Raw genomic sequence first — 26,344 nt, 5'->3', positions numbered from 1 at the left:
AGGGTCAGGGCCCGATCAGGAGCGCGACACCTGGCGGGGCTAGCATCCGGGCATGACGACTGCAGACAGCAACGGCAATTCTCCCCTCGCCACCGAGATCGGCGCCCTCAAGGGCGGTTCCGCGGACCTTTCGCAGTACGCCGGGCAGGCCGTGCTCGTCGTGAACGTGGCCTCCAAGTGCGGGCTGACCCCGCAGTACAGCGGACTTGAGCGGCTGCACGAGCAGTACGCCCAGCGCGGCTTCACCGTGCTCGGGGTGCCGTGCAACCAGTTCATGGGGCAGGAGCCCGGCAGCGCCGACGAAATCGCCGAGTTCTGCTCGGCGACGTACGGCGTGACCTTCCCGCTGACCGAGAAGGTCGACGTCAACGGAGAGGGACGGCACCCGCTCTACGACCGTCTGGTCGGCTTCGCCGACGCCGAGGGGCACAGCGGGGACATCCGCTGGAACTTCGAGAAGTTCCTGATCGGCAGGGACGGCACGGTCGTCGCACGTTTCTCGCCGCAGACCGAGCCGGAGTCGGCGGAGGTCGTGACCGCCGTGGAGGCACAGCTCGCCGGCTGACGTGACCGCCCAGCGGCCCGCCCACCGGGTGCGGGCCGCGCGCCGACGGGCCGCGCGCCGACGGGCCCGGGCGTCGGACGGGCCGCGTTCGGTCGGCCCGCGCGTCGGTCGGCCCGCGTGCCGGGTGCGGGCAGAGCCGAGCCCCCTCGGCAAGGACGGCGATCTGGTCGAGAGGGCTCGTGACGTGGTGCTTGTGCAGTTGTCGGTGACGCACCCCGCTCGGACCGGGACCAGAAGGAACCGCTCCCTTATCCCTTGACCGAGGCCACGAAGGCGTTCCACGCGTCCGCGGGGAACTTCACCTTGACTCCGTCGGGGCCGACCTTGGTGTCCCCCACGTCCAGCGACGTCTCCGTGGTCGACCTGACCATCACACAGGCGCCATTGTTGTTCGTGTACGAGGACGTCAGCCACGTTTTCGTGGCACCCAGGCGAATTGCCATGTTGTTTGCTCCGTTAGGCAGTAGCACTGTTCGATTTCCGCCAACCTTTACTGATCGTTGGCGTGATCGACGCTACTCGCCAGCCTCCCCTTTCGGAGCAGTCGTTCACTCTTCCGTGTGGCATATTCCAGATGCCTCTTCCAGGAGGGCTTACCCGGGGTGTATTATCCGGCACCCCCGCCCGGAAAAGGCTCAACTGGCGTACTCCCGGGCGTACTCCTTGGCCACGTCCTCGATCAGCTGACGCGACTGGTCCACGTTCAGCGCCTGGGCCCGCAGGTGCTCGTACATGACCGTGTACTTCTGCACGTCGTGCGCCTTCTCCAGGTACAGGTCGCTGGTGACACCCTCGATGTACACCACGCTCGAGTCGGCCGCGTCGGCGAACTCCAGGATGGAGTACTGGCCGTTGATGCCGGGATGCGCCCCCACGTCGAACGGCAGCACCTGCACGGTGATGTGCGGACGCTGGGACACCTCGGCCAGGTACTCCAGCTGTTCGCGCATCACCTGTCGGCTTCCCACCACCCGGCGCAGCGACGCCTCGTCCAGCACCACCCACAACCTGAGCGGCTCCCCCTCAAGGGCGATACGATCCTGCCGCCGCAGCCGGACCTTCGCGCGCTTGTCGATCTCGGTGTCCGAGGTCTCCGGCGAACCGCCTCTGATGATGGCCTCGGCATAGGCGCGGGTCTGCAGCAGGCCGGTGATGATCTGGGGCTCGTAGACCCTGAGCGATTCCGCGTCGGTCTCCAGACCGATGTAGACGCTGTACGGGATGTCCCCGAACGCGTGCCACCAGCCCTGTTGCCGCGAATCCTTGGCCATCTGCATCAGCGACTCGACGACGCGCCGATCCTCGACCTCGTAGACCCCGCAGAGATCACGCACGTCGCGCTGGCTGATGCTGCGCCGCCCGTTCTCCAGACGGCTGATCTTCGACTGCGACACCAGCAGTCGCTCGGCGACCTCCTCGGCCGTCATGCCCCTGAGCTCGCGGAGTCGGCGCAGCTCCTGGCCCAGCCGGCGCCGCCGGACGGTGGGATTGACATTGGACGCCACGGGACGTGCACCTCCGGCTGCGTGCCTCATACTTGCGACTTTGCGTATCTGCTGTTGAGCAGACTGCCACCAAGGTGCTTACTACCGCTGGGAAACAGTGGATATGCGCTGAGCGCATGGGGGTTGATATGCGCTGCGCGCACGGGGGTTGAAGGGTTTTCGCCACACGCCCCACTTCATACGCATACGCCCACGCATACGGCCGCGCGGGGCGGCGGGACCGTTTCTTCGTCCGGTGGCCCGGACGTACGATCCCGTCACCCCGCGCGGACCAGCGGCTCCCGGACCGGGTCATGGGGACTGCGGTGCGGCGGCTCGGTTCAGCGTGGTGCGTGGTTCTGCATGGTGCGGCGTTGCGGTGCTGCGTGCTGCGTGCTGCGGTGCGGTGCGGTGCCTTGCGCCGCGTGGTCGTGCGTGGAAACGCCGCTCAGTGAGCCACGGCGCGCGCCATGGAACCACGGCGCGGTTGCATCGGAACACCGCGAGCGGGTTCCGGTGCGGGCCTGGCTCCGGGGGCGACCTGACGGCCGGCCGGTGCCGGGCTGCGGCGTGGCTGGGCGCCCACGCCGTTCTGGACGTCCATCACCGCGTGCGCGACGAGACCGCCCATGGGGTCGTGCCTGATCAGATCCCTGAGCCGGGAGCGGGAGGACCGCCCCTCGTTCCCGGGGTACAGATGCTTGCCCAGGCCGACCGCGTGCGCCAGTGCGGCGAGCGCCGCGGTCCGCGGGTCCGGCGGTACGCCGGTGCGGATCGCGGAGTCCAGTCGGGCTCTGATCTCCCGGCTGATCTCGGTTTCCGTCGCCTGATAGCGAGTCGTCGGCAACACCCCGCACATCTGGCCCGCCGCGGCATGCACCATGCCGCACCGCTCCAGATACGAGAGGTAGGTCTGGCGCAGCCCAAGACGCGGCCCGCCAATCCAGTGGACAGCCCGTACGGGAGCGCCACGCCTTCGCAGCAACTCCAACGCACAGTCCAATGTTGGATCTCCTGTCGGCCGTGGGGACACCACGGCGATACGATCCCCGTCAGGGGCTATCCGTCCGGCCAGCGCCAGCTCCACTAGCTGCGCTCCGGCCAGACCAAGGTCGAGCGACTGCGGCTGTGCGGTGGTACCCGTGGTCGGGTCCAACGCCAGCAACAGAAGCTCCTCCGGAATCGTTCTGCGGCTCCTGCCCATCCATGCCTCCCCGCGTGGATGAATGACAGGGTGACCCCTCTCACATTGGTCTGTCGAGGGTGCGTTACCTGTTTGTGAGGGAACCGGTAGGTATGTCGTTCTCGTCTACCGCTTGAGTCAAGCCCGCACACAGGACACTGGTACATGGTTCGGACATCGCTTAAAGCGTTGTCCCGGGCGGCTGTTCACGATTCGGTTGCCGCGCGAAGTGCGCGTGGCGCATGGAGGAGGCATCGGTGGCGGGCGAGTCCCCCGACAGTTCGAAGCAGCACGAGTCGTCGGGAGAACCGACGTCGGGGAGCGCGGGTCCGGTTCCCGAGGCCAGGAACGAGACGAGCACACCCCGTGACCCCCGGCTCGCGGTGGCCCGCACGTCGGGGCGCCGGCCGAGGTCGACGTCACGGGGAGGCGTCGATACGGCGACGAAGGTGCTGTCGGTGCGCGAACTCGCGGAGGCGACGGAGAGCTCCGAGGACGCCGGACGTGCCATGGACGCCGGGAGCGCCACGGACTCGACGGACGCCGGGGGCGCCACGGATTCAGGGGGCACCACGGATGCCGGGGGCGCTCGCGACGGGGACGGCCGGGCCGAGGGCGGCTCGAGCGCGGGGCACGGCTCCGGTGCTGCTTCTGGTGACTCCGGTGCCAGGGAGGAGCGGGGGGCGGCCGACGCCTCCGGCGACGACTCCGAGGCTTCGGACACGGGGGGCGCCCTGGGCGCGGACGGTGACGACGCCGAGGCGGCGGGTTCCGGGGCAGCCGAGGACGAGATGGACGCGGCTACGGACGCGGCTGACGCCTCCGATGCCGGTTCCAGCACCTCAGGCGCTTCCGACGCTTCCGGTGCTTCCGACGCCTCCGAGGACCACGATCCGTCTGGCAGTCGCGACGAGGCCGCTGCGGGCGGGGACGGCCGGCTGCGGGACGTTGTGGCCGCGTGGGTGCGGTCGGCGGACGAGAAGCCGACGGCTGCCGCCGAAGTCGCCGACGCGACGACCGACACCGTGACCGACACGGCGGTCGAGGGGGCCGTAGAGGGCGCGAAAGGGGGCGCAGGAGCCTCTGAGAGCGCCGGAGAGCCCCAGGAGGGCCCTGAGGGGGCCGAGGGCGCCCAGAACGCCGTAGCGCCCGTGGAGGGCGGCGCGGAGCCCCAGGACGAGGATGCCGGGGGTGACGACGCGGCAGCGGACGCCGACACGGACGCGGACCCGTCTCCGGCCGAGGGTGCCCGGACGGCTCCCTCCGTCGACACGTCCGAGCCGACACCGACACCGACACCGACACCGGCGGCCGGGGATTCCGCGAAGGACGCCGACAGGGCCGCCGTAGAGCCCGAGTCGGCGGCCCAGTCCGACACACCGGCTGAGGCGGAAACGGCGGCGGAGGGTGGCGCCGAGACCGAAACCGAACCCGAGGATGACACCCGCGCCGGGAACGAGCCCCCTGCCGACGCCTCCGCCGAGACCGGGGACAAGCCGACCCCGACGGCAGACGCCGGAAACGGCACCGAAGCCGGGACACCGGCCAAGCCCCCCACCGAAACCAAGCCCGAAGCCACGGCCGACTCCCCCGCAGAGGACACGGAGCCTGAGGCCGCGACCGACGACGCCGAGAACGTTGTCACGGACGACTCCCCCGCCGAGGGCGCCGGTATCGACGGAGGGGCCTCCGAGGAGGCTGTCTCGGCCAGTGCAAAGGATGCGGACGCGAAGATCGCCGACGCTGACGAAGGCACAGACGCCGACGAATGCATAGAAGGCGCCGGCCCCAAGAAGCCCTCCGTTGATCAGCCCACCGCCGTGTTCAAGGCGCCCCGGCCCTCCGCGCCTGCCGTGGATCAGCCGACGACCATGTTGAAGTTCGGTGGGGCGAGCAAGACCGAGGGAGCCAAGGGAGCCAAGGGGGACGAGAAGGCCGGCAAGGCCCGCAAGCCCGAGGTCGAGGCGAAGCCCGAACCCGAGGCCAAGCTTGAGGCCGAAGCCAAGCCCGAGGCCGAAGCCGAGCGGACCAGTAAGTTCGTCGCGTTGAAGCCGCTGGACGATTCCGCGACGCGGAAGCCGAAGGCCGCCGACGCCACCACCGCGCTGCCGCAGGTGAAGCGGACCCCCGACGTCACCTCGGCCGGGCCGCAGGTCGGGCCGCAGGTCGGGCCGGAGCGGACGACCCAGCAGCCGTTGCCGCCGAAGCCGCCGCTGGATCTGCTGGCGGAGCTGACGAACACACCGCCACCCCCGGACACCCCGGTCCGCACGGCGATCCGCCGGGTCAAGATCTGGACCCCGTTGGTGCTGCTGCTGTTGGTCGTGATCGCGGTCGCACAGGCCGTACGCCCGCTGCCGACCCCCGAGCTCCAGCTCACCGCGGAGGACGGCTACACCTTCGAGGGCAACAAGGCCGACCTGCCCTGGCCGGCCGACGGGCAGGCCGCTCTGGACGTGCAGGGCATCGGCAGCTTCGGCTCGTCGGGCGAGCAGCGGCCCGTGCCGATCGCCAGTGTCGCCAAGGTCATGACCGCGTACGTGATCCTGCGCGACCACCCGCTGAAAAGCGGTGCCGACGGGCCGAAGATCCAGATCGACCAGACCGCCCAGGACCAGTCGGACGCCGGCCAGGAGTCGACGGTCAAGGTGACCAAGGGCGACTCGCTCACCCAGCGCGAGGCCCTGGAGAGCATTTTGATTGCGTCCGCGAACAACATCGCGCGGCTGCTCGCCCGCTGGGACACCGGGTCCGAGAAGTCGTTCGTGAGCAAGATGAACGCCGCCGCCAAGGATCTCGGCATGACCAACACGACGTACACGGACCCGTCGGGTCTGAACAACACCACCGTCTCCACCGCCGTGGACCAGGTGAAACTGGGCAAGAAGGCGATGGAGGAGCCCGCCTTCCGTGAGGTCGCCACGATGATGTCGTACGTCGACCACAAGGGCGTCAAGCACGACAACTGGAACCGCCTGGTCGGCTACAACGACGTCGTAGGCATCAAGACCGGCACCACCACCTCCGCCCTGGGCAACCTCCTCTTCGCGGCGAAGAAGGAAATCAACGGTGAGATCCGGAGGATCGTCGGGGCGGTCGTGCGCCAGCCTGCGGGTGGGTCCGACAACACCATCCTCGCCGGCGCACTGGACGCGGGCGACAAGCTCATCCGGGCCGCGCAGGGCGAGCTGAAGTCCGCGACGATCCTGAAGAAGGGCGAGGTCGTCGGGTACGCCGACGACGGTGTCGGCGGCCGGACCCCGGTCGTCGTCACGAAGGACGTCACGGCCGTCGGCTGGGCGGGCCTGACCGTCAAGCTGACCTTCGCCGCCAACGACCTTCCGCACACGGCGAAGGCGGGCACCCAGGTGGGCTCGCTCACCGTCGGCGACGGGTCCGGCAGCGCGGTCAAGGTTCCGGTCGCCCTTCAGCGGGACCTCGTGGAGCCGGGCTTCTCGGACAAGTTGACGCGCCTCGGCTGAAACGGGTGAAGAAAGCGCGCCCTCGCACCCCGCCGACCGGAACCCGTCCCGGTTCCGGTCGGCGGGGTGCGTGCTAGCGTCACGAAACGGGGCAGTAGCCGCTGACGGGGCGCGGTCGCCGAACCAGGGAAGACACGGCCGGCAACGCACGGGGAACGGGGCGCGGCCGAGACCAGAAGACGGGACACCACGGGGAGTGCCTTCAGGTGGCCACAGCGGAGCCGACACGCGCCGACGAGACCGATCCGGGCCCGGGAACAGGCCCGCGAATACGGCTGCCCGCGAACCCGAAAGACGACCACGGCGGTGCGGAGATCGACACGGAAACCGGCACGGAAACCGGCAATGAGGAGGACGCCCACCCTGCGTCCGAATCCACCTCTGAATCCACCGCCGAATCCACCACCGAATCCACCACCGGCTTCGCCGCTCGCTTCGCCACCCTCCGCGCATGGAGCCGGCGCCATCCCGTCCTCTTCGTCACCATCCTCTCCGGTGTGCTCCACGTCGCCTGGTTCTTCACCTTTGCGAACAGCGGTGGCGATCTTGCCGCGCAGGACGCGTGGGCGGAGTTCGTCGGCCGGCATCCGGACTCGGCGTACAACCTCGCCTGGTACGGCGGGATGCACCCGGTGTCGTACAGCGTGGTGTCGCCGTATCTGATGTCGGTCCTCGGCGTCCGTACGACGATGATGATCGCGGGGACGCTCTCGGCGACCCTGTTGATGCTGGTCCTCGTGCGCAGCCGGCCGGTGCGGAAGCCGCTGTGGCCGGCGCTGGCCGGGGTCTTCGCCCTCCTGTGCAACGCGATCTCGGGGCGGGTGACGTTCGGGCTGGGCACGATGTTCTCCCTGGCCGCGGTCGCCGTCGTGTTCTGTTGGCCCCACCGCTGGCGCTACAAACGGTGGGCGAAGGCCCTGTGCGCGGCACCGCTGGCCGCGCTGGCCACCATGTCCTCGCCGGTCGCGGGCCTGTTCGTGGGGCTGGTGGCGGTCGCGCTGTTCCTGCAGAAGCGGCGGCCGGGCGCGTGGGCGCTGGGCCTCGCCCCGGCGGCCGTCGTGGCGGTGTCTGCCTGGCTGTTTCCGTTCTCCGGCACCCAGCCGATGTCGATCTTCTCGACGATCCTGCCGCTGGCGTCCGCGGCAGCCGTGTACGCCGTGGTCCCTCGCGAGTGGACGACCGTACGGATCACGTCGGTCGTGTACGGGCTGGGGGTGCTGCTGGTATGGCTGGTCAGCTCCCAGATCGGCTCCAACATCACGCGGCTGCCGATGCTGTTCGCGGGGGTCGTGCTGCTGGCGGCGCTGCCGTTCACCGTGCCGCGCTCGCGCAAGTGGTACACGGCCGTGCTGGCCTTCGCCGGTTTCACCGGGTGGATCGGCTTCAAGACGGTCGACGACATCCTCCACACCACCCCGGCGGCGTCCTGGGCGCGTGAACTCGCGCCGCTGGTCAACGAGCTCCAGGGGGTCGGCGCGGAGAAGGGCCGGGTGGAGGTCGTGCCCGCCCGCTCGCATCGCGAGGCGTCCGCACTCGCGCCCTATGTGAACCTGGCCCGCGGCTGGAACCGGCAGGCCGACATGGAGCGCAACCCGCTCTTCTACGACGACACGCTCAACTCGGCGAACTACCACGAGTGGTTGCAGCGCTGGGCCGTGCACTTCGTCGTGCTGCCCAAGGACGAGCCGGACGGTGACGGAGGCCAGCGGGAGCGGCAACTGGTGCAGCGCGGGATGCCGTATCTGCGGCAGATCTGGGGCGACGCCAACTGGCAGCTGTTCAAGGTGACCGACCCGGCGCCGCTCGCGGAGCCGGACGCCGTGGTGGACCGGGCGGCGCAGGGCGAGCTGACCATGGAGGTGAAGAAAACGGGGCGCATCCTCATCCGTATCCCGTACTCGCCGTGGCTGAGCATCGTGGACTCCGAGGGGAACAAGCTGAAGCCGCCGCAGGAGACGAAGGCGTCGAAGGAGCGGGGGGACGGGGAGGCGAAGTCGTACGACAACGTCAACGGGTGTCTGTTGGAGACGGAGGAGGACGCGGAGGGGGACCGGTGGACCATGTTGGTCGCGCCGAAGACGGGGACGTACCGGTTGGCGGCGCCGTACACGGTGCCGCGGGGCACTCCGTGTCCGGACGAGTTGAAATGACCGACCCGGTCGGCCAGGACGCAGGCCTCGGGACGCGGGCCTCGGGACGCAGGCCTCGGGACGCAGGCCTCGACCTCAGCACAACCGGTCCACCCGGACCACGTGGTCGACGGAGGCCCTGCCCGTGGCTGCCCAATCAGCTGCCCAATCAGCTGCCCAATCAGCTGCCCAATCAGCTGCCCAATCAGCTGCCCAATCAGCTGCCGCAGGCAACCACGACGTGGTCCGGCCGCTGACAGCTGCGGCACTCTTCCATATCTGACACTTCGTCAGCTACACCTGATACATGACAGACGACGCGGCGCGACCTGAGGAAACCCGAAGTCACCTGTACGCGGAACTGGCCGCCGTCGGCCCTTATGGAGCCGACCTCGGGCACGCGCTCATCACCATGGTGGAGCCGCACCCCGGCCACGAGCGCGAGTACAACCGTTGGTACGAAGACGACCACTACATCGCAGGCGCGATGGCGATGCCCTGGATGTACGCGGGACGCCGATGGGTCGCCACCCGCGAACTCCAACTACTGCGCTACCCCGAGAAGTCCGCTGTCGCGCAGCCGGTCACCGCAGGATGCTACATATCCACGTACTGGATCACCGCGGGCCGCTACGCCGACCACATGCGGTGGACCGTCGGCATCAACAAGCGCCTCAACCGTGACCACCGTGTCTTCCAGGACCGAACGCACATCTTCACGGCCTTCCAGGACCACGTGGGGACCATCTACCGCGATGGGGACCACGGCCCGCGTGACGTCCATGCCCTCGACCACCCCTACGCGGGACTCGTGGTCCAGGTCATCGACGCCGGCTCCCCCGGCCAACGCGAGGACCTGATCGCGTGGCTGCGCGAGGACCACCTCCCGAAACGGTTGGCGGGCTCGCCCGCAGCCATGGTGACCGTCTTCATGCCCACGCCCCTTCCCTTGGACCGGATGACGTACGTCAAACAGGTCGAGGGAGTCGGAACCCGGCTGACACTCCTGTGGTTCCTCCAGCACCATCCCCGCGACGTCTGGCAGGACCACTTCACAGACCTGGACACAGCAGTCGCGGCCAAGGGCCTGGGCACCGTGGAGTTCGTCGCACCGTTCATACCGACCATCCCAGGAACGGACCGTTACGCAGACGAACTGCGGTGAGTTTCAAGCATTGCGGTGAGTTTCAAGCGTTGCGGCGGGTTTCAGTGGGCCGGCGAGGATCAGACAGTCCGGATCAAGACGCCCGACGTGCTCGTTGACCACGATTTCGGTCGAGCAGCGCACCGTCGACACCCGGACCCTTTCCCTTCCCTCCTCCCGCACCCACCTCTACTCTGACGCTCCGTCAGATAGTGCGCCAGAGCCGGGAGGTCGTCGATGTCACTGCTCGCAGGCAAGACCGTCGTCGTGTCAGGGGTCGGGGCCGGGCTCGGCCACCAGGTCGCTGCGGCCGTCGTACGGGACGGAGGGAACGCGGTGCTGGGTGCGCGCACCGAGGCGAACCTCGCCAAGAGCGCGGCGGAGATCGATCCGGACGGGGCGCACACCGCGTACCGGGCGACGGACATCACGGTCGAGGGTCAGTGCGAGGCGCTGGCGGGGCTGGCGCGGGAGCGGTTCGGGCGGGTCGACGCGGTGGTCCATGTGGCGGCCTGGGACAGCCACTTCGGCGGACTGGAGGACGCCGACTTCACCACCTGGCAGTCGGTGATCGACGTGAATCTGCTGGGTTCGCTGCGGATGACCCGGGCCTGCCTCCCGGGGCTGAAGGCGGGCGGCGGGTCGGTGGTGTTCATCGGGACGCAGTCGGCGGTGGCGGCTCCGACGCAGGTGCGGCAGGCGGCGTACGCGGCCTCGAAGGGGGCGTTGACCAGCGCGATGTACTCGTTGGCGCGGGAGCTCGGGCCGTACCGCATCCGGGTCAACACCGTACTGCCGGGCTGGATGTGGGGGCCGCCGGTGCAGGCGTACGTGCGGTTCACCGCGCAGACGGAGGGGGTGCCGGAGGCGGAGGTGCTGGAGCGGCTGGCCGGGCGGATGGCCCTGCCCGAGCTGGCCGCGGACGCGGACGTGGCGGACGCGGCGGTGTTCCTCGCCTCGGACCGGTCGCGTGCGATCACGGGGCAGTCGTTGCTGGTCAACGCGGGTGAGTTGATGCGCTGAGCTGATCGATTTCAGCCAACCTGCGACTCCTGGAGGTCCCCAGAAGTTCACATATTTGAATGAAGGACATCACACCGAACTATTTTACCCTCTCTTGACCTTCCTCTTTATTGCCGTGAGCATGCCCTCGAACCCACAGTTCACATGCCTGACCCTGGCGGCGGAAGACCCTGGAAGGACCCATGAACAGTCTCGACTGGGCCGTGCTCATTGGCTACTTCGGCGTGATGGTCGCGATCGGCCTCTGGTCACACAAGCGCGTGGACAACGTCAGCGACTTCTTCACCGCCGGCGGCAAGATGCCCTGGTGGCTGTCCGGCATCTCCCATCACATGTCGGGCTACAGCGCGGTCATGTTCACCGGGTACGCGGGCATCGCCTACACCTACGGCGTGACCTCCTTCACCACCTGGTCCTTCCCGATCGCCCTCGGCATCGCGATCGGCTCGAAGCTGTTCGCGCCCCGTATCAACCGACTGCGCTCCCGGCTGCATGTGGCCTCCCCGCTCGAATACCTGAAGAACCGTTACGACCTGAAGACCCAGCAGGCCCTCGCCTGGTCCGGCATGCTGCTGAAGATCGTGGACGTGGGCGCCAAGTGGGCCGCGATCGCGACCCTTTTGTCCGTCTTCACCGGGATATCCCTGAACCAGGGCATCCTCATCACCGGTGCGATCACCGCCGTCTACTGCACGATCGGCGGCCTGTGGGCGGACGCGCTGACCGAACTCGGCCAGTTCGTCATCCAGTTGCTGGCCGGCGTCTCGATGTTCGTCGCGGTCGTACTGAAGCTGAACGACAAGGGCATCAGCTTCTTCGGCGCCTGGGACGAGCCCGCCCTGCAGGGCCACGGCAAGCCCCTGGTCGGCCCGTACGGCACCGTCTTCCTGCTCGCCTTCCTCTTCATCAAGCTGTTCGAGTACAACGGCGGCATGCTCAACCAGGCCCAGCGCTACATGGCGACGAAGAACCCGCACGAGGCCACCCGCTCGGCCCGCCTGTCCGCGGCGCTCTGGCTGATCTGGCCGGTCGTCCTCTTCTTCCCGATGTGGATGTCCCCGCTCCTGGTCGACGCCCAGAAGCCGGACGGCTCCGACTCCTACGGGCTGATGACCGAACAGCTCCTCCCCCACGGCCTGTTGGGCCTGGTCATCGTCGGCTTCTTCTCCCACACCATGGCGATGTGCTCCTCCGACGCCAACGCGATCGCCGCTGTCTTCACCCGGGACGTGGCTCCGGTGCTGTCGTCGCGGGCCCGGGCATGGAACTCACGTTCCGGTCTGATCGCGGCCCGCGTGACCACGGTCATCTTCCTCGGACTGTCCATGGCGGTGGCGACGCAGGTCAACTCCCCCGCCTTCAAGGACATCATCACCGTCGTCATCAAGTGGGTCGCCGGCCTGATGGGCCCGATCGCCATCCCGATGATGCTCGGCCTGCTGCGCACCTTCCGCCGCTCCGGACCGACGGCCGCGCTCACCAGCTGGTCGATGGGCCTGCTCGCCTTCTGGCTGGTCAACTACCCCATCAACTGGAGTGTCGACGGCGGCGTCCCGCTCGAGTACCAGGTCTCGATCCCGCTCGCCGTCTCCTTGGTCCTCTACATCCTCGTCGGCTTCCTGAAGCCTGAGGACACCCCGGGCCGTCTGGCGATCATCGAAAAGGTCAACACGGACGACGACAGCAGCGCCGCCGCGGCGGTCCCGACGCCGGCTGCGGCGGGCGACGGCGTGGTGGGGACGACGCCGGTGAAGGACTGACCTGCGACTCCAGTCCGGGGAGCCTCGGGCTCCCGAACGGCCCTCCAGCTCGGCCGACAGGCCGACGGGAGGGCCGTTCGCCGTGCGGGGTGCGGAGGTGGGGGGTGCGGAGGTGCGGGCCGCGGAGGTGCGGGCATCGGTTCAGGCTGCCAGGGCGCGGGCGCGGGTTCAGCGCGCGGAGGTGCGGGCACCGGCCAAGGCCTGACCGGCCCGGCGGTCAGGCCCGCGGACAGCGGACAGCGGACCCGGCCGTCCGGCCCGCGGACAACCAGCCCGGACTCAAGCCCGCGGATAACGGGCCAGCCACCCCGGCGACGACCCCGCCGGCCCGTGCAGCGCCGGGCCCTGGGTCATCTCCATCGCGAAGTCGTCGGCCAGCTCCAGCACCGTGGGACGGCCCTCCAGCTCGGCCAGCCAGGCCGGCGGGAGGGCCGTCTCGCCGTGCAGGGCACCGAGCAGGCCGCCGGTGAGGGCGCCGGCGACGGCGGAGGCTCCGGCGTGGTTCACGGCGAGCCGCAGCCCGTGCCGTACGTCCTCCCCCACCAGCGCGCAGTACACGGCGACCGACAGCATTCCCTCCGCCGTACCCTCCGCGAGGAGCTCCTCGACCCGGGCAGAGGTCGGCATTCCCTGCCGTACCGCGCCCAGCCCGCGTTGCAGCGCGTCCGAGACGGGCTGATGACCGGGACGGGCGGCGAGCAGGGCGAGCGCCCGCTGGACGGCCGTGTCCAGGCTCTCGCCGAGGGCCAGCGCGTGCACGATCGCGGCGTACGCACCCGCCGCGAGGTAGGCGGTGGGGTGGCCGTGGGTCTGCGCGGCGCACTCCACGGCGAGCTGGACGACGAGCCCCGGTTCCCAGCCCACGAGCAGCCCGAAGGGAGCGGACCGGGCGGCGGCCTCGGGCCCGGTCTCGTCCGGGTTCTTGGGTGCCTCCAGCGTGCCCATGTTCTCGTCGCCCAGCCCGAGCAGCAGCGAGCGGGCGGGGCCCCGGCGGGCGTACAGCCACTCCTCGTGGGCCAGCCATCCGTCGTCCTTGCGCCGCAGGTCGGGGCCCCAGTCGCGCTGCGTGGCGGCCCACCGCAGATACGCCCGGTGCAGATCGGTGGGCGGATGCCAGGCGCCGGTGTCGCGGCGGACCTGGGCGCGTATCAGCCCGTCCACGGTGAACAGGGACAGTTGCGTGAGATGGGTGACGGTACCGCGCCGCCCGTACCCGGACCCGAGATCGACGAGCCCCTCGGCGCCGTACACCTCGCGGATCTCCTCCAGCCCGAGCCCGTCGACCGGCGCGCCGAGCGCGTCCCCGACGGCCGCCCCCAGCAGCGTGCCGCGCACCCTGCTCCGGAAGTCCTGCTGCTCGGCCCGCCCCCAGACGGCCCCGGCTGTCGCACCCACCAAGACCTCCCACGGCACCGTCCCGACGTACGACAACTCAGCACTGTAATCGAACGGGGACAACGAGTTCAGGGGCAGATTTGTGTACGGGGTGTACCTCAGGGGTGTGCCTCAAGGAATCCCGGGTGGTTTTGAGAAGACCGCGACCATCTACCTGGCCGAACTCCACATCGCAGGCATCTTCCTCTGATCAGCTCCCTGATCGATACGGAACTCCCTGGTTGTCAGCGGAGCGTGAACGCCTGCGTCGGCGCAGCGGTGCTGTCACCCACATCGTCAGTCCAACCAGGGAAAGGATCAACGTCCCTCCGATGACGGTGGGGACAGCCGCCATCAGGACAAAGGACAGCAGGAGCTCTGCCCAGCCCGGTTCCTCACCCATCGTGCTCCCACTCTGTGCCATGAACGCCATGACGCCAGCGGGAATCGATCGGTTCGACCGCGCGGTGAGCCGCGTGATTCTGGCTCAATGCCTACCGGACACGGCCGTCCCGCGTGGAAAATGATCGGCATGTCCACGACCCCCCGCAGCGCCCTGTCCCTCGGCGCCACTGTCCTCACCGCCACCGTCGCCCTCTACATGGCCCTCGTCGCCTTAGGGAACATCACCGACTTCGGTACCAACCAGCAGTTCGTACAGCATGTCCTCGCTATGGATACGACATTCAAGGACGACGACCTCATGTGGAGAGCCGTCACCAGCAAGGGACTTCAGAACGCGGCGTATGTCGCCATCATCGTCTGGGAGACGCTCGCCGCCCTCGTCCTCATCTACGGCACCTGGTTCTGGGCGCGGCACGACCAGGACCGCGCCCGCCGGTTCTCCACGTACGGCCTGCTCATGGTCATGGTGCTGTTCGGTGCCGGGTTCCTCGCGATCGGCGGTGAGTGGTTCTCGATGTGGCAGTCGGAGGACTGGAACGGGCTGGACGCGGCGATGCGGGTGTTCCTGCTGAGCGGGGTCGTGCTGGTGGTGGTCAACCTGCCGTCCGGTGCGGGACGCTCCGCCACCTGACCGCCCGGTGCGGGACGCTCCGCCACCGGATCGGCCCGTACCCGACCGGCCTGTACCCGGTCGACCTGTACCCGGTCGGCCCGTACCTGGTCGGCCCGTACCTGGTCGGCCCGTACCCGACCGCCTCTACCCGATCGGCCCTACCTGGCCACGACCACGGTCGTCCCGGTCTCCCCGAACGTCCACAGCGCCGTCCCGTCCGCCTTGCTCATCCGGATGCCACTGGTCTGGATGCCCGAGGCGGGCGGGGGCGAGGAGCCGTCCAGGGCGTTGGAGAAGGCGATCGACCGGCCGGACTTGGCGGCGAAGTACATGATGTGCTCGATCTGCACGCCGTCGGAGCCGGTGGTGGGCTCCGCGCGCAGGGAGATCGTGTAGCTGCCGGGGTCCGGGCTCACCGTGCCCGGCCACACCGCGAAGCTCCGGCGGGAGACGTCACTCGCGTCGACCAGCCACACCCGCTTCTGTCCCAGCGAGTAGACGACGCGGCGCCCGGTGCCGGAGCCGGCCGGCACCACGGCGGGCGCCGCGGGCTTCGACGCGGAGGGCCGCGGGCTCGCCGAAACGCTCGGCCGGGCGGCCGTGACGGTGGGGTGCGGACCGCTGTCCGCCTGCACGGCCAGGACGACGACCGCAGCGACCGCGCCCGCCGTCAGACCGGTCACCCAGATCCACGAGGGAAGCCGTCGGGCAGGCACGGGCACGCATCTCCTCAGGTACGAGTCCCCTCACACGAAGGGTCCGATCATCGTACTGTGAGCGGTCCGGGCTCCTCTCCGCCGTGCGGATCGCCACGCGGGATCGCCACGCGGGATCGCCACGCGGGATCGCCGCGCGGATCAGTCCAGCACTGGCAGCAGCTCCGGCAGATGCCCGTCCGAGACGGTCGCCGCCCGCTGACGCTCCTCCGGTACCTCCCCGTACAGCGTCGTGCGCGGCCTGGACGGCCGTCCCGCCGTCTCCGCCACCGCGATCAGGTCCTTCACCGACTTGTACGAGCCGTAGGAGGAGCCCGCCATCCGGGAGATGGTCTCCTCCATCAGCGTGCCGCCCAGGTCGTTGGCGCCCGAGCGGAGCATCTCGGCCGCGCCCTCCGTGCCCAGCTTCACCCAGCTGGTCTGGATGTTGGGGATGTGCGGGTGGAGGAGGAGACGGGCCATCGCCGTCACCGCCCGGTTGTCCCGCATCGTCGGGCCGGGGCGCGCGATCCCCGCCAGGTACACCGGCGCGTTCGTGTGGATGAACGGGAGCGTGACGAACTCCGTGAAGCCGCCGGTGCGTTGCTGGATCCCGGCGAGGGTGCGGAGGTGGCCGAGCCAGTGGCGGGGCTGGTCCACATGCCCGTACATCATCGTCGACGACGAGCGGATGCCCAGCTCGTGCGCGGTCGTGATCACCTCGATCCAGGTGGCCGTGGGCAGCTTGCCCTTGGTCAGGATCCAGCGGACCTCGTCGTCGAGGATCTCGGCGGCCGTGCCGGGCATCGAGTCCAGGCCGGCCTCCTTCGCGGCCGTCAGCCACTCGCGGATGGACAGGCCGGTCCTCGACGCCCCGTTCACCACCTCCATCGGCGAGAACGCGTGCACATGCATGCCGGGGACGCGGGCCTTCACCGCCTTCGCGATGTCGAAGTACGCCGTGCCGGGCAGGTCCGGGTGGATGCCGCCTTGCATGCACACCTCCACCGCGCCCACCTCCCAGGCCTGTTGGGCACGGTCGGCGACCTGGTCCAGGGAGAGCGTGTACGCGTCGGCGTCCGTACGGCGTTGCGCGAAAGCGCAGAAACGGCAGCCCGTGTAGCAGACGTTGGTGAAGTTGATGTTCCGCGTGACGATGTAGGTGACGTCGTCCCCGACCATCGACCTGCGGACATCGTCGGCCACCTGACACAGCGCGTCCAGCGCCGGGCCGTCCGCGTGCAGCAGCGCGAGGGCCTCGTCGTCGGTGAGCCGGGTCGGGTCGTCGGCCGCCGTCGCCAGCGCCTGGCGTACGTCCGTGTCGATACGCTCCGGCACCATGCCGGGGGCGGCCGCCTCGCGCAGGGCGCCCCAGTCGCCGTACACCTCGTCGAAGTCGTCGCGGCGGTCGGAGGTGCGGCCCTCGGTGTCGATGGTGCGGTGCAGGTCGGTGCGGCCGGTCGACTCGAACACCTCCTCGGGCTCCTGCCAGGGCAGCCCCTTCGGCAGTACTCCGGGAAGCGCCAGTCCCGTCTCCGGGTCGGCGAGCGCCGCCACGTGCGGGCGCAGCCGCGGGTCCAGCCAGGGCTCGCCGCGCTGCACGAACTCGGGGTAGACGCAGAGACGTTCCCGCAGCTCGAAGCCGACGGCCGCCGAACGGGACGCCAGTTCCTCGATCTGCGGCCAGGGACGTTCCGGGTTGACGTGGTCGATCGTCAGGGGCGAGACGCCGCCCCAGTCGTCGATGCCCGCCCCGATGAGCCGCTCGTATTCGGCGTCGACCAGGTTGGGAGGGGCCTGGAGGCAGGCGGACGGGCCCATGATGTGCCGGGCGACGGCGACCGTGGCGACGAGTTCGTCGAGTTCCGCGTCCGGCATGCCGCGCATCGCGGTGTCCGGCTTGGCGCGGAAGTTCTGGATGATCAGTTCCTGGATCGAGTGATAGGAACGGGAGACCTTCCGCAGCGCGAAGAGGGACTCGGCGCGCTCCTCGTAGGTCTCGCCGATGCCGATGAGGAGCCCGGACGTGAAGGGGACGGAGGAGCGGCCGGCGTCCTCCAGCACGCGCAGGCGTACGGCGGGCTCCTTGTCGGGGGAGCCGTGGTGCGGGCCGCCCGGCTCCGACCAGAGCCGCTCGGCCGTCGTCTCCAGCATCATGCCCATCGACGGGGCGACGGGCTTCAGGCGCTGGAAGTCGGTCCAGGACATGACGCCCGGGTTGAGGTGCGGCAGCAGGCCCGTCTCCTCCAGGATGCGGATGGAGATGGCGCGGACGTAGGCGATGGTGTCGTCGTAGCCGTGCGCGTCGAGCCACTCGCGCGCCTCCGGCCACCGGTCCTCAGGCTTGTCCCCGAGGGTGATCAGGGCTTCCTTGCAGCCGAGAGCGGCGCCCTTGCGGGCCACGTCCAGGACCTCGTCGGGCGACATGAACATTCCGTGCCCGGCCCGGCGCAGCTTGCCGGGCACGGTGACGAAGGTGCAGTAGTGGCACTTGTCCCGGCACAGCCGGGTGAGGGGGATGAAGACGCTCTTCGAGTACGTGATGACCCCCGGGCGGCCCGCCGCGTCGAGGCCCGCGTCCCGCACCCGGGCCGCGGACGCGGTGAGGTCGTCGAGGGCCTCACCTCGTGCCTGGAGCAGCACCGCCGCCTCGGCGACGTCGAGCGCGACGCCGTCCCGGGCGCGTTTGAGGGCACGACGCATGGAGTTCTCGGTGGGGCCGGTTCCGGAGGTCGCGGGAGTCGTCATCCTTCGAGCATACGAGCGCGGTGATCAGGACAGACGTGTCGTCCGCCACGCCCCGCCCGTCGTCCGCCCCGCCCCGGCCCCCGTCCGCCACGCCCCGGCCCCCGTCCGCCACGCCCCGCCCGCCGTCCGCCACGCCCCGCCCGCCGTCCGTCACCTGATTACTCGATGTCAGGCACAGCGGGGAGAACACCGGCAGACGGGAGAAAGGGGGTATAGCCGTCGAGCGCCTTGAGGGTGTCCGCCTCCCCGGCGGGCGGCAGCTGCACCACGACCTCCTCGATGCCGAGTTCCGCGTAGTGCGCGAGCTTGCCGGGCGCGGGCTGGACGGCGTACGGAACGACCTGGAGGGCGGCCGGGTCGCGGCCCGCGTCGGCCCACTCGGCACGCAGCCGGGGCAGGGACTCACCGAGGCCCCGCCCACCGATCGGCAGCCACCCGTCGGCGTACCCGCAGATGTGCGCGAACAGCTTCGGACCGGCGGCCCCGCCGACGAGCGTGCGCGGGCCGACGACCGGCCCGCGCGGCTTCTGTACGGGCTTGGGGTACGCGGAACTGGCCCGCACGCTCCCGAACGCGCCCTCGTACGCGGTGGGCGTCTCGCTCCACAGGGCCCGCATCAACGCCATCCGGTCCCGGACGAGCTCGCGCCGTGTGCGCCACTCCACACCGTGGTCGGCGGCCTCCTCGACGTTCCAGCCGAAGCCGAGGCCGAGGGTGAACCGCCCGCCGGAGAGGTGGTCGAGCGTGGCGATCTGCTTGGCGAGGTCGATGGGGTCGTGTTGGGCGACGAGCGTGATGCCCGTACCGAGCCCGAGCCGCTCGGTGACGGCCGCTGCCTGGCCGAGCGCGACGAAGGGGTCGAGCGTACGGCCGTACTCGGGCGGCAGCTCGCCGCCGGCCGGGTACGGCGAGGTCCGCTCCACGGGGATGTGGGTGTGCTCGGGCAGGTACAGGCCGGAGAAGCCCCGCTGCTCCAGCTCACGGGCGAGCCGGGTCGGGGCGATCGTCTCGTCGGTGAGGAAGATCGTCACGGAGATGCGCATGGATCATCTGTACCGGCTCGGATCCCACCTGTCCATACCGACTGGTCGGCATCTCGTTCCGACCATGACGGGTATGCGCCAATTCCCCTGCTTTTCCATGGCAGTTCACACGCGTCCGGCACGGTGGAGGCATGTGTGACGACAACGAGGTCCACCACGACAACGACGTCCACCACGGCGTCGGAAGACGCGCGCTGTTCGTGACGGGAGCCGCCGCCGCCCTTACGTTGGGAAGTGTGAGCTTCGCTTCAGCGGCCGGAGCGGCCGACGGGGGCCAGGAGACCAGAACGGTGCGCGGCACCCTGCCTCCCGGCTCCCCCGACTTCGTGTACCTGCCCGTCGAGGTCCCCACCGGAGTGCGGGAGATCAAGGTCGCGTACACCTACGACCGGCCGTCCGTCCCGGCGGGCACCCCGGGCAACGCCCTCGACATCGGCATCTTCGACGAGCGTGGCACGGAGGTGGGCGGCGAGGGCTTCCGGGGCTGGTCGGGCGGGGCGCGCACGGAGTTCGTCGTCCGGGCGGACGACGCGACGCCCGGATACCTCCCCGGACCGGTGCGGGAGGGCACCTGGCACATCGCCCTCGGCCCGTACACGGTCGCCCCGCAGGGACTGACGTACGAGATCACGATCACGCTGACCTACGGCGCACCCGGCGAGACCTTCCGCCCCACGTACCCGCCGTCCCGGGCGAAGGGCCGGGGCCGGGCCTGGTACCGGGGCGACTGCCATCTGCACTCCTGGTACTCGGACGGCCGCCGCACCCCCGCGGAGATCGCCGCGCTCGCCCGGGCGGCCGGCCTGGACTTCATCAACTCCTCGGAGCACAACACGCACTCGGCGCACGCGCACTGGGCGTCCGAGGCGGGCGACGACCTGCTGATCATGCTCGGCGAGGAGGTCACCACGAGGAACGGCCACGTGGTCGCCCTCGGTATCGATCCCGGCACCTTCGTCGACTGGCGCTACCGGGCCCGCGACAACCGCTTCGGCCGCTTCGCCCGCCGGATCCGTCGCGCGGGCGGCCTGGTCGTACCGGCCCACCCGCACGCCACCTGCGTCGGCTGCAACTGGAAGTTCGGGTTCGGCGAGGCGGACGCGGTGGAGGTGTGGAACGGCCCCTACACACCCGACGACGAGGTGACCCTCGCGGACTGGGACAGCATGCTCGTCGCGTCCGTTCGGGACGGCAGCCGGGACTGGATCCCGGCGATGGGCAGCAGCGACACCCACCGCGACCCGGACTCGGTCGGCCTGCCCCAGACGGTGGTCCTGGCCGACGACCTGACCCGCGAGGCGATCCAGGACGGCATCCGGGCCGGCCGCTCGTACGTCGCCGAGTCCCAGACGCTGTCCCTGTCCTTCACGGCGAGCAGCGGACGGGGCGAACACGCGGGCATCGGCGGGCGGCTCGCGGTCGCCCGCGACACCCCGGTGACGGTCCGCCTGGAGGTCACGGGCGCCCCACGCTGCACCGTCCGCTTCGTCACGGACCAGGGCGTCCTGTTCACCAGCGCGCCGCTGCCGGTGGCCGGTTCGGGGGTCGTGGAGTGGCACACGACGCCCTCGTACGCGGCCTACGTCCGCGCGGAGTTGCGGCACGAGACGGCGGCGGGTCCGGTACCGGGGGCATTGGCGGCGTTCACGAACCCGGTGTTCCTGGGGCGGGCGTAGGCGGCGGTGGCCGGTCGGTTCCGAGCATCCCGGTGACGCGGGAGCACATCGTCTTCTGCCGTGCTTTCTACGTGCGCCTGGATGTCTCACCACGCGTGGCCCGCATCACCACGTCGTCGCCTCGCCACCGCACTCGGCCCACAGCAGCTTGCCGCCCTTCGACGCGCCCAGCTCTCGGAGCACAGAGGTCCCCCATGCGTTCGCGCAGGCGCGGACGAGGTGCAGGCCACGACCGTCCTCCGCGTCCAGTGGGGGCGTCGGGCTGTCCCGGTCCGAGAAGCCGGGAGGCACCCTCGGGTAGTCCCGTGGCTGGTGGGAGACCTTCCGGAGAGTGCTCCCCCCGACACTCCTGAACATCGCGGAGTTGGAGCACCACGCCACCGCACTGTGGTCCGCCAACACCGCACACATCCCGGGACTGCTCCAGACCACCGACCACGCCCGCGAGATCTTCCGACAGGTCGTTCCCGAGTTCTCGCGATCAGACATCGAGCACCGGGTGAGTCATCGACTACAGCGCCAGGCGCTACTGGACCAGAACGAACCGACTCCGTTCCGCGCGATCATCCACGAAGCCGCTCTCCGCATTCCGGTCGGTGGCCACGCCGTCGCCAAGCGTCAACTGGAGCACCTGGTGGAGCAGAGCGAGCGAAAGGGCATCACGATCCAGGCGATTCCGTTCGCCATCGGGGCCTACCCGGGTTCGGGCCAGACGTTCCTGTACATCCACGGCCCTGTCCCCCGGCTCGACACTGTCTCGCTGGACCAGTCGCACGGACCTGTACTGGTCGACGCCGAGGCCGAACTGGACACGTACCGGAACCTGCTGCACCGCATGGAATCCGTGGCTCTCCCCCCGGAGAAGACCCGGGACTTCATCCACAAGCTGGCCACCGAACTGTGAGAGGGCCCTCATGACCGACTACGCATGGCAGAAATCGTCCTACTGCGCCCAGGGCGAATCCTGCGTCCATGTCGCGGCCGCAGCACAGAAGTCGTCCTACTGCGGCCAGGGCGAATCCTGCGTCCACATATCGGCCGCCTCCACCACCATCCACCTCATCGAAAGCGCCGACCCCGCCCAGACCGTCCTCACAACCGACCCCGCCGCATTCGGCGCCCTGCTCAGCGCACTGAAGGCGGCGGACAGGCCATGAGCCACGTCGGCCGAGCTACCGCGCCGGATACCGACCGTTTCGCCATACGTCGCACATGAAGCACCGTATGATCCCGGCATGACGGTCAACATGACGATGAGCCTGCCCGATGAAGTGGCCGCCTTCGTGAAGTCGAAGGGGAACGCCTCCGCCTACACGGCCCGCATACTGCGTCGGCAGATGCTCGCCGAGGAACTGGAGAGGTCCGCTCGGATGCGGGCCGAAGCCGGAATCGTGGCGACGGCCGCAGAACCCGCCGAGAGCGAAGAGGCCACCTTGGAACGGTGGGCGCGGGTGGCCCCCCGGTGAAGCGGGGGCACGTCTACGAGCTGTCGTTCGCCGGAGGTCCCGCGCACGTTCTGGTGATCTCGTCCGACCCGCTCAACGAACAGAACAAGTCCGCGACCTGCGTGCTGATCTACCCGCAGCAGGTTCGCGACGCCACACTCGTGGACATCCCGGTCGGCACGCCTTCGGTCGGCACGGTCGTGCTCGGTGAGTTCCGGACGCTGTCCGCCGTCCGTTTCACCGAAGACCTGGGTCCTGTGGACGAGCGCGTCATGGAGGCGGTGGAGATCGGCCTGCGAGCCGTCTTCGATCTGTGACCCGGGTAACCCGGTGGGCTGCCCAGGCAGCCCGGCCCGAGAGCGAGCAAACGGTCCGAGAGCGACCAGGCGCTCCTCACCCCGGCCACACGATCGCCTGCACCTCGCTGTACGCGTGCAGGGCGTACGACCCCACGTCCCGGCCGACCCCGCTCTTCTTGAACCCCCCGAACGGCGCCTCCATGTTGCGGCCGACGGTGTTCACACCCACCCCGCCCGCCCGCAGTTGCCGGGCGACGCGGAAGGCGCGGGCCACGTCCGCCGACCAGACGTAGTCGATGAGGCCGTAGTCGGTGTCGTTGGCCAGGGCCACGCCCTCCTCCTCCTCGTCGAAGGGGATGACCGACACGACCGGGCCGAAGATCTCCTCGCGGGCCACGCGCATGTCGTTGGTGCAGTCGGCGAGGAGGGTGGGGGCAACGTAGAAACCCCGGTCCAGGGGCGGGCGTTCGCCGCCCGTCACCACCACCGCGCCCTCCTTGCGGCCCAGTTCGACGTACGACTCCACGCGGTCCCGGTGGGTGGCGGAGATCACCGGGCCGACGATCGTGTCCGGTTCGGCCGGAGCGCCCACCTTCAGGCGGCCCGCGTACGCGGCCAGTTGTTCGACGAGACGGTCATACACCCCCCGTTGTGCCAGCACCCGCGTCGGCGCCGTACAGATCTGCCCGCTGTAGAAGGAGAACGTCGTCCCGATCCCGGCCACCGCCGCGCGGACGTCCGCGTCGTCGAAGACGACCGCCGCGCCCTTCCCGCCCAGCTCCATCAACTGCCGTTTCATGTCGCGCCCGCAGACGGAGGCGATGCGCTGCCCGACCGCCGTGGAGCCGGTGAAGCTGACCATGTCGACGTCCGGCGAGTCCACGGCCGCCTCGCCGACCTCCACCGAGCGGCCGGAGACGACGTTCACGACCCCGGGCGGCACGCCCGCCGCCTCCAGCGCCTCAGCCATCCGGTAGACGGAGAGGGGGTCCTGCGGGGCCGGTTTCACCACCACCGTGTTGCCCATCGCGAGCGCCGGGGCGACCTTGCCCGCCGGGTTCGCCCAGGGGTTGTTGTACGAGGTGATACAGGTGACGACCCCGACGGGCTGGCGCACGGCCAGCGCGCCCATCACCGCCGCCCTCCCCATCGGCCCGGCCTCGTTGATCTGCGGCGGGATCGCCCACTCGGCGGGCTCCACCCGCGCGTACCGCCGGAACCGGGCGGCGGCCACCCCGACCTGCATCCCCCGGGCCGTCGCCGTGGTCGCCCCGGTCTCCGCCCGGGCCAGCTCGGTGTACGGCGCCAGGTGACCGCCGATGATCTCCGCGGCCCGCGCCAGCACCGCCGCCCGTTCCCCGGTCGCCGTACGCGACCACGACCCGAAGGCCTCGCGGGCCGCGGCACAGGCCGCGCGCACCTGATCACGCGAGGCCTCCGGAGCCCACCCGACACTCTCCTCCGTCGCCGGGTCGACGACCTCGTAGTGGCCGCCCTCGGGCTCCACCCAGGCCCCGCCGACGAACAGCCGCTGTCCCCCGGTCACCTGGTCGCCACCGTCCGGGTGTCCCGCCCCGACCGCAGGACCTTCCCCGGTACGGCCCCGGTCACCACGTCGTCCCGGATCGCCTCGGCCCCGTTGACCCACACGGCGCGGATCCCGATGGCCTGGGAGTCGAGCCGCGGGCTGTCACCCGGCAGGTCGTGCACCAGGGTGGCCGTACCCGCGGCGATCCGTTCCGGGTCGAAGAGGACCAGGTCCGCATGGAAGCCCTCCCGGATCCGGCCCCGCTCCCGGAGTCCGAACAACTGCGCCGGATCGTCCGTCAGCATCTTCACGGCCTGCTCCAGCCCCACCAGCTTCCGCCCGCGCAGACAGTCCCCGAGGAAGCGGGTCGTGTACGGGGCCCCGCACATCCGGTCCAGATGCGCCCCGGCGTCCGATCCGCCGAGGAGGACGTCCTCGTGCCGCCAGGTCTCGGCACGCAGCGCCCAGGACGCCGGGTCGTTGTCGGTCGGCATGGGCCACAGGACCGTACGCAGCTCGTCGGCGGCGCAGATCTCCACCAGGCACTCGAACGGTTCCTGCCCGCGCTCCGCCGCGATCTCCCGCACCACCCGCCCGCTGAGCCCACGGTTCGCCTCGCTGTACGTGTCGCCGATGACGTACCGCCCGAAGTTCGTCAGCCGCCGGAAGACGCCGGCCTCCTTGGACACGGCGTGCGCCAGCAGCTCGGCGCGTACGTCCGGGTCGCGCAGCCGCGCGATGCGGTCCGGCACCGGCAGGCCGAGGACGGGCCCCCACCCGGGGATGAGGTTGAGGGCGCAGAAGGTGCCCAGGGACATGTTCATCGGGGTCAGGATCGGCATGGTCAGCGCCACGACCCGGCCGCCCGCCTTCCGGGCCTGCTCACTCGCGGACAACTGCCGGGGCACCCGCTCGGGGACGGACGCGTCGACGGTGAGGACGTTCCAGTTCAGGGGCCGTCCCGCCGTCGCGCTCATCTCCACCAGGAGATCGATCTCGGCGTCACTGAACTGGTCCAGGCAGCCCGCGACGATCGCCTCGATCTGGGTGCCCTCGTGCTCACCGACCGCCCGGGAGAGCGCCAGCAGCTCGGCGGGGAGCGCGTGCCGGGAGGCGACCGGTTTCCCGTCGCCGTCGGAGTGGGTGGACGACTGGGTGGTGGACAGACCCCACGCCCCGGCGTCCATGGCCTCGTGGAACAACCGCAGCATCACCGCGAGCTGCTCCTCGCTCGGCTGCCCCCCGACGGCCTCCGGCCCCATCGCGTACCGCCGCAGCGCGCAATGCCCCACCATGAAGCCCGCGTTGACCGCGATCCGTCCCTCCAGGGCGTCCAGATACTCCCCGAAGGAGTTCCAGCTCCAGGGCGCCCCCTCCTCCAGGGCGACCAGCGACATGCCCTCCACCTTGGACATCATCCGCCGCGTGTAGTCGGCATCGTCCGGGCGGTCCGGGTGGAGCGGCGCCAGGGTGAACCCGCAGTTCCCGGCGGCGACCGTGGTCACGCCGTGGTTGAGGGAGGGAGTGGCGTACGGGTCCCAGAACAGCTGGGCGTCGTAGTGCGTGTGCGGATCGACGAACCCGGGGGCGAGGACCAGGCCTTCCGCGTCCTCGGTGGTCCGGGCCTCCTCGGTGACGCCTCCGATGACGGCGATACGACCGTCCCGGACACCGACGTCGGCGACGTACGCGGGAGCGCCCGTACCGTCGACGACGGTCGCGCCTTTGATGACGTGATCGAGCATGGA

General features: G+C 70.1%; 22 protein-coding genes. 12 read left to right on the top strand and 10 right to left on the bottom strand.

Annotated elements, in window-relative coordinates; translation table 11 throughout:
- Positions 1–52 precede the first annotated feature (52 nt).
- Complete coding sequence (locus M2271_RS34015) at positions 53–565, top strand: glutathione peroxidase (RefSeq protein ID WP_280891275.1); 513 nt, start codon at positions 53–55, stop codon at positions 563–565.
- 248 nt (positions 566–813) lie between these two features.
- Here the strand turns inward: M2271_RS34015 and M2271_RS34010 are convergent, their stop codons facing one another.
- The 3 genes from M2271_RS34010 to M2271_RS34000 all read right to left on the bottom strand — a co-directional run bounded on the left by M2271_RS34010 (position 814) and on the right by M2271_RS34000 (position 3,253).
- A complete protein-coding gene (locus M2271_RS34010) occupies positions 814–1,008 on the bottom strand; it encodes a DUF397 domain-containing protein (protein ID WP_280891274.1) in 195 nt (64 codons plus the stop codon).
- A 192-nt stretch (positions 1,009–1,200) separates the two neighbouring features.
- Positions 1,201–2,070 (bottom strand): helix-turn-helix transcriptional regulator, encoded by an 870-nt coding sequence (locus M2271_RS34005; RefSeq protein WP_280891273.1) that lies wholly within the window; start codon positions 2,068–2,070, stop codon positions 1,201–1,203.
- Between the two features lie 427 nt (positions 2,071–2,497).
- Positions 2,498–3,253 (bottom strand): GPP34 family phosphoprotein, encoded by a 756-nt coding sequence (locus M2271_RS34000; protein ID WP_280891272.1) that lies wholly within the window; start codon positions 3,251–3,253, stop codon positions 2,498–2,500.
- Positions 3,254–3,489: 236 nt separating this feature from the next.
- Here M2271_RS34000 and M2271_RS33995 point away from each other — a divergent pair, with 236 nt between their 5' ends.
- From M2271_RS33995 to M2271_RS33975, 5 genes are all read left to right on the top strand, one after another.
- Complete coding sequence (locus M2271_RS33995) at positions 3,490–6,714, top strand: D-alanyl-D-alanine carboxypeptidase (protein WP_280891271.1); 3,225 nt, start codon at positions 3,490–3,492, stop codon at positions 6,712–6,714.
- Between the two features lie 206 nt (positions 6,715–6,920).
- On the top strand, positions 6,921–8,864 hold the full coding sequence (locus tag M2271_RS33990; RefSeq protein WP_280891270.1) for an MFS transporter: 1,944 nt from the start codon (positions 6,921–6,923) through the stop codon (positions 8,862–8,864).
- A 286-nt stretch (positions 8,865–9,150) separates the two neighbouring features.
- Complete coding sequence (locus tag M2271_RS33985) at positions 9,151–10,008, top strand: hypothetical protein (protein WP_280891269.1); 858 nt, start codon at positions 9,151–9,153, stop codon at positions 10,006–10,008.
- A 216-nt stretch (positions 10,009–10,224) separates the two neighbouring features.
- Positions 10,225–11,010 (top strand): SDR family oxidoreductase, encoded by a 786-nt coding sequence (locus M2271_RS33980; protein ID WP_280891268.1) that lies wholly within the window; start codon positions 10,225–10,227, stop codon positions 11,008–11,010.
- A gap of 182 nt (positions 11,011–11,192) precedes the next feature.
- Positions 11,193–12,770 (top strand): Na+:solute symporter, encoded by a 1,578-nt coding sequence (locus tag M2271_RS33975; protein WP_280891267.1) that lies wholly within the window; start codon positions 11,193–11,195, stop codon positions 12,768–12,770.
- A gap of 279 nt (positions 12,771–13,049) precedes the next feature.
- Here M2271_RS33975 and M2271_RS33970 read toward each other — a convergent pair whose 3' ends face one another.
- Entirely contained in the window at positions 13,050–14,165 is a 1,116-nt protein-coding gene (locus tag M2271_RS33970; RefSeq protein WP_280891319.1) for an ADP-ribosylglycohydrolase family protein, read from the bottom strand.
- A gap of 511 nt (positions 14,166–14,676) precedes the next feature.
- Here M2271_RS33970 and M2271_RS33965 point away from each other — a divergent pair.
- Entirely contained in the window at positions 14,677–15,180 is a 504-nt protein-coding gene (locus M2271_RS33965) for a DUF2165 domain-containing protein (protein WP_280891266.1), read from the top strand.
- A 140-nt stretch (positions 15,181–15,320) separates the two neighbouring features.
- Here M2271_RS33965 and M2271_RS33960 read toward each other — a convergent pair whose 3' ends face one another.
- From M2271_RS33960 to M2271_RS33950, 3 genes are all read right to left on the bottom strand, one after another.
- The gene (locus M2271_RS33960) at positions 15,321–15,884 is read right to left on the bottom strand and encodes a hypothetical protein (protein WP_280891265.1); all 564 of its coding nucleotides are present in this window, start codon (positions 15,882–15,884) and stop codon (positions 15,321–15,323) included.
- Positions 15,885–16,019: 135 nt separating this feature from the next.
- Positions 16,020–18,605 carry a bifunctional FO biosynthesis protein CofGH gene (locus M2271_RS33955; RefSeq protein ID WP_280891264.1) on the bottom strand — a complete coding sequence of 862 codons (2,586 nt, stop codon included), beginning with the start codon at positions 18,603–18,605 and terminating at the stop codon, positions 16,020–16,022.
- A gap of 158 nt (positions 18,606–18,763) precedes the next feature.
- Positions 18,764–19,648 carry an LLM class F420-dependent oxidoreductase gene (locus M2271_RS33950; protein WP_280891263.1) on the bottom strand — a complete coding sequence of 295 codons (885 nt, stop codon included), beginning with the start codon at positions 19,646–19,648 and terminating at the stop codon, positions 18,764–18,766.
- Between the two features lie 131 nt (positions 19,649–19,779).
- Here M2271_RS33950 and M2271_RS33945 point away from each other — a divergent pair, with 131 nt between their 5' ends.
- Positions 19,780–21,324, top strand: a complete 1,545-nt coding sequence (locus M2271_RS33945; protein ID WP_280891262.1) for a CehA/McbA family metallohydrolase — start codon at positions 19,780–19,782, stop codon at positions 21,322–21,324.
- A 105-nt stretch (positions 21,325–21,429) separates the two neighbouring features.
- Here M2271_RS33945 and M2271_RS33940 read toward each other — a convergent pair whose 3' ends face one another.
- Positions 21,430–21,615, bottom strand: a complete 186-nt coding sequence (locus M2271_RS33940; protein WP_280891261.1) for a hypothetical protein — start codon at positions 21,613–21,615, stop codon at positions 21,430–21,432.
- A 40-nt stretch (positions 21,616–21,655) separates the two neighbouring features.
- On the opposite strand from M2271_RS33940, the gene M2271_RS33935 reads away from it, so the two are divergent.
- The 4 genes from M2271_RS33935 to M2271_RS33920 all read left to right on the top strand — a co-directional run bounded on the left by M2271_RS33935 (position 21,656) and on the right by M2271_RS33920 (position 23,086).
- The gene (locus M2271_RS33935; protein ID WP_280891260.1) at positions 21,656–22,228 is read left to right on the top strand and encodes a DUF5753 domain-containing protein; all 573 of its coding nucleotides are present in this window, start codon (positions 21,656–21,658) and stop codon (positions 22,226–22,228) included.
- A gap of 10 nt (positions 22,229–22,238) precedes the next feature.
- Positions 22,239–22,481: a DUF397 domain-containing protein gene (locus M2271_RS33930; protein WP_280891259.1), complete on the top strand. Its 243-nt coding sequence runs from the start codon at positions 22,239–22,241 to the stop codon at positions 22,479–22,481.
- Positions 22,482–22,559: 78 nt separating this feature from the next.
- Positions 22,560–22,790 (top strand): hypothetical protein, encoded by a 231-nt coding sequence (locus tag M2271_RS33925; RefSeq protein WP_280891258.1) that lies wholly within the window; start codon positions 22,560–22,562, stop codon positions 22,788–22,790.
- Entirely contained in the window at positions 22,787–23,086 is a 300-nt protein-coding gene (locus M2271_RS33920) for a type II toxin-antitoxin system PemK/MazF family toxin (protein ID WP_280891257.1), read from the top strand. The genes M2271_RS33925 and M2271_RS33920 overlap by 4 nt, the downstream gene beginning before the upstream one ends.
- Positions 23,087–23,162: 76 nt before the next feature.
- Here M2271_RS33920 and M2271_RS33915 read toward each other — a convergent pair whose 3' ends face one another.
- Together M2271_RS33915 and M2271_RS33910 are read right to left on the bottom strand one after the other, a co-directional pair.
- A complete protein-coding gene (locus tag M2271_RS33915; protein ID WP_280891256.1) occupies positions 23,163–24,614 on the bottom strand; it encodes an aldehyde dehydrogenase family protein in 1,452 nt (483 codons plus the stop codon).
- Positions 24,611–26,341, bottom strand: coding sequence for a D-aminoacylase (locus M2271_RS33910; protein WP_348539213.1), 1,731 nt, complete (start codon positions 26,339–26,341; stop codon positions 24,611–24,613). Before M2271_RS33910 ends, M2271_RS33915 begins: the two co-directional genes overlap by 4 nt.
- Positions 26,342–26,344: the final 3 nt, after the last annotated feature.

Source organism: Streptomyces sp. LBL (assembly GCF_029893585.1).
GTDB lineage: Bacteria > Actinomycetota > Actinomycetes > Streptomycetales > Streptomycetaceae > Streptomyces.
This window is presented reverse-complemented; position numbering and strand designations above follow the sequence as displayed.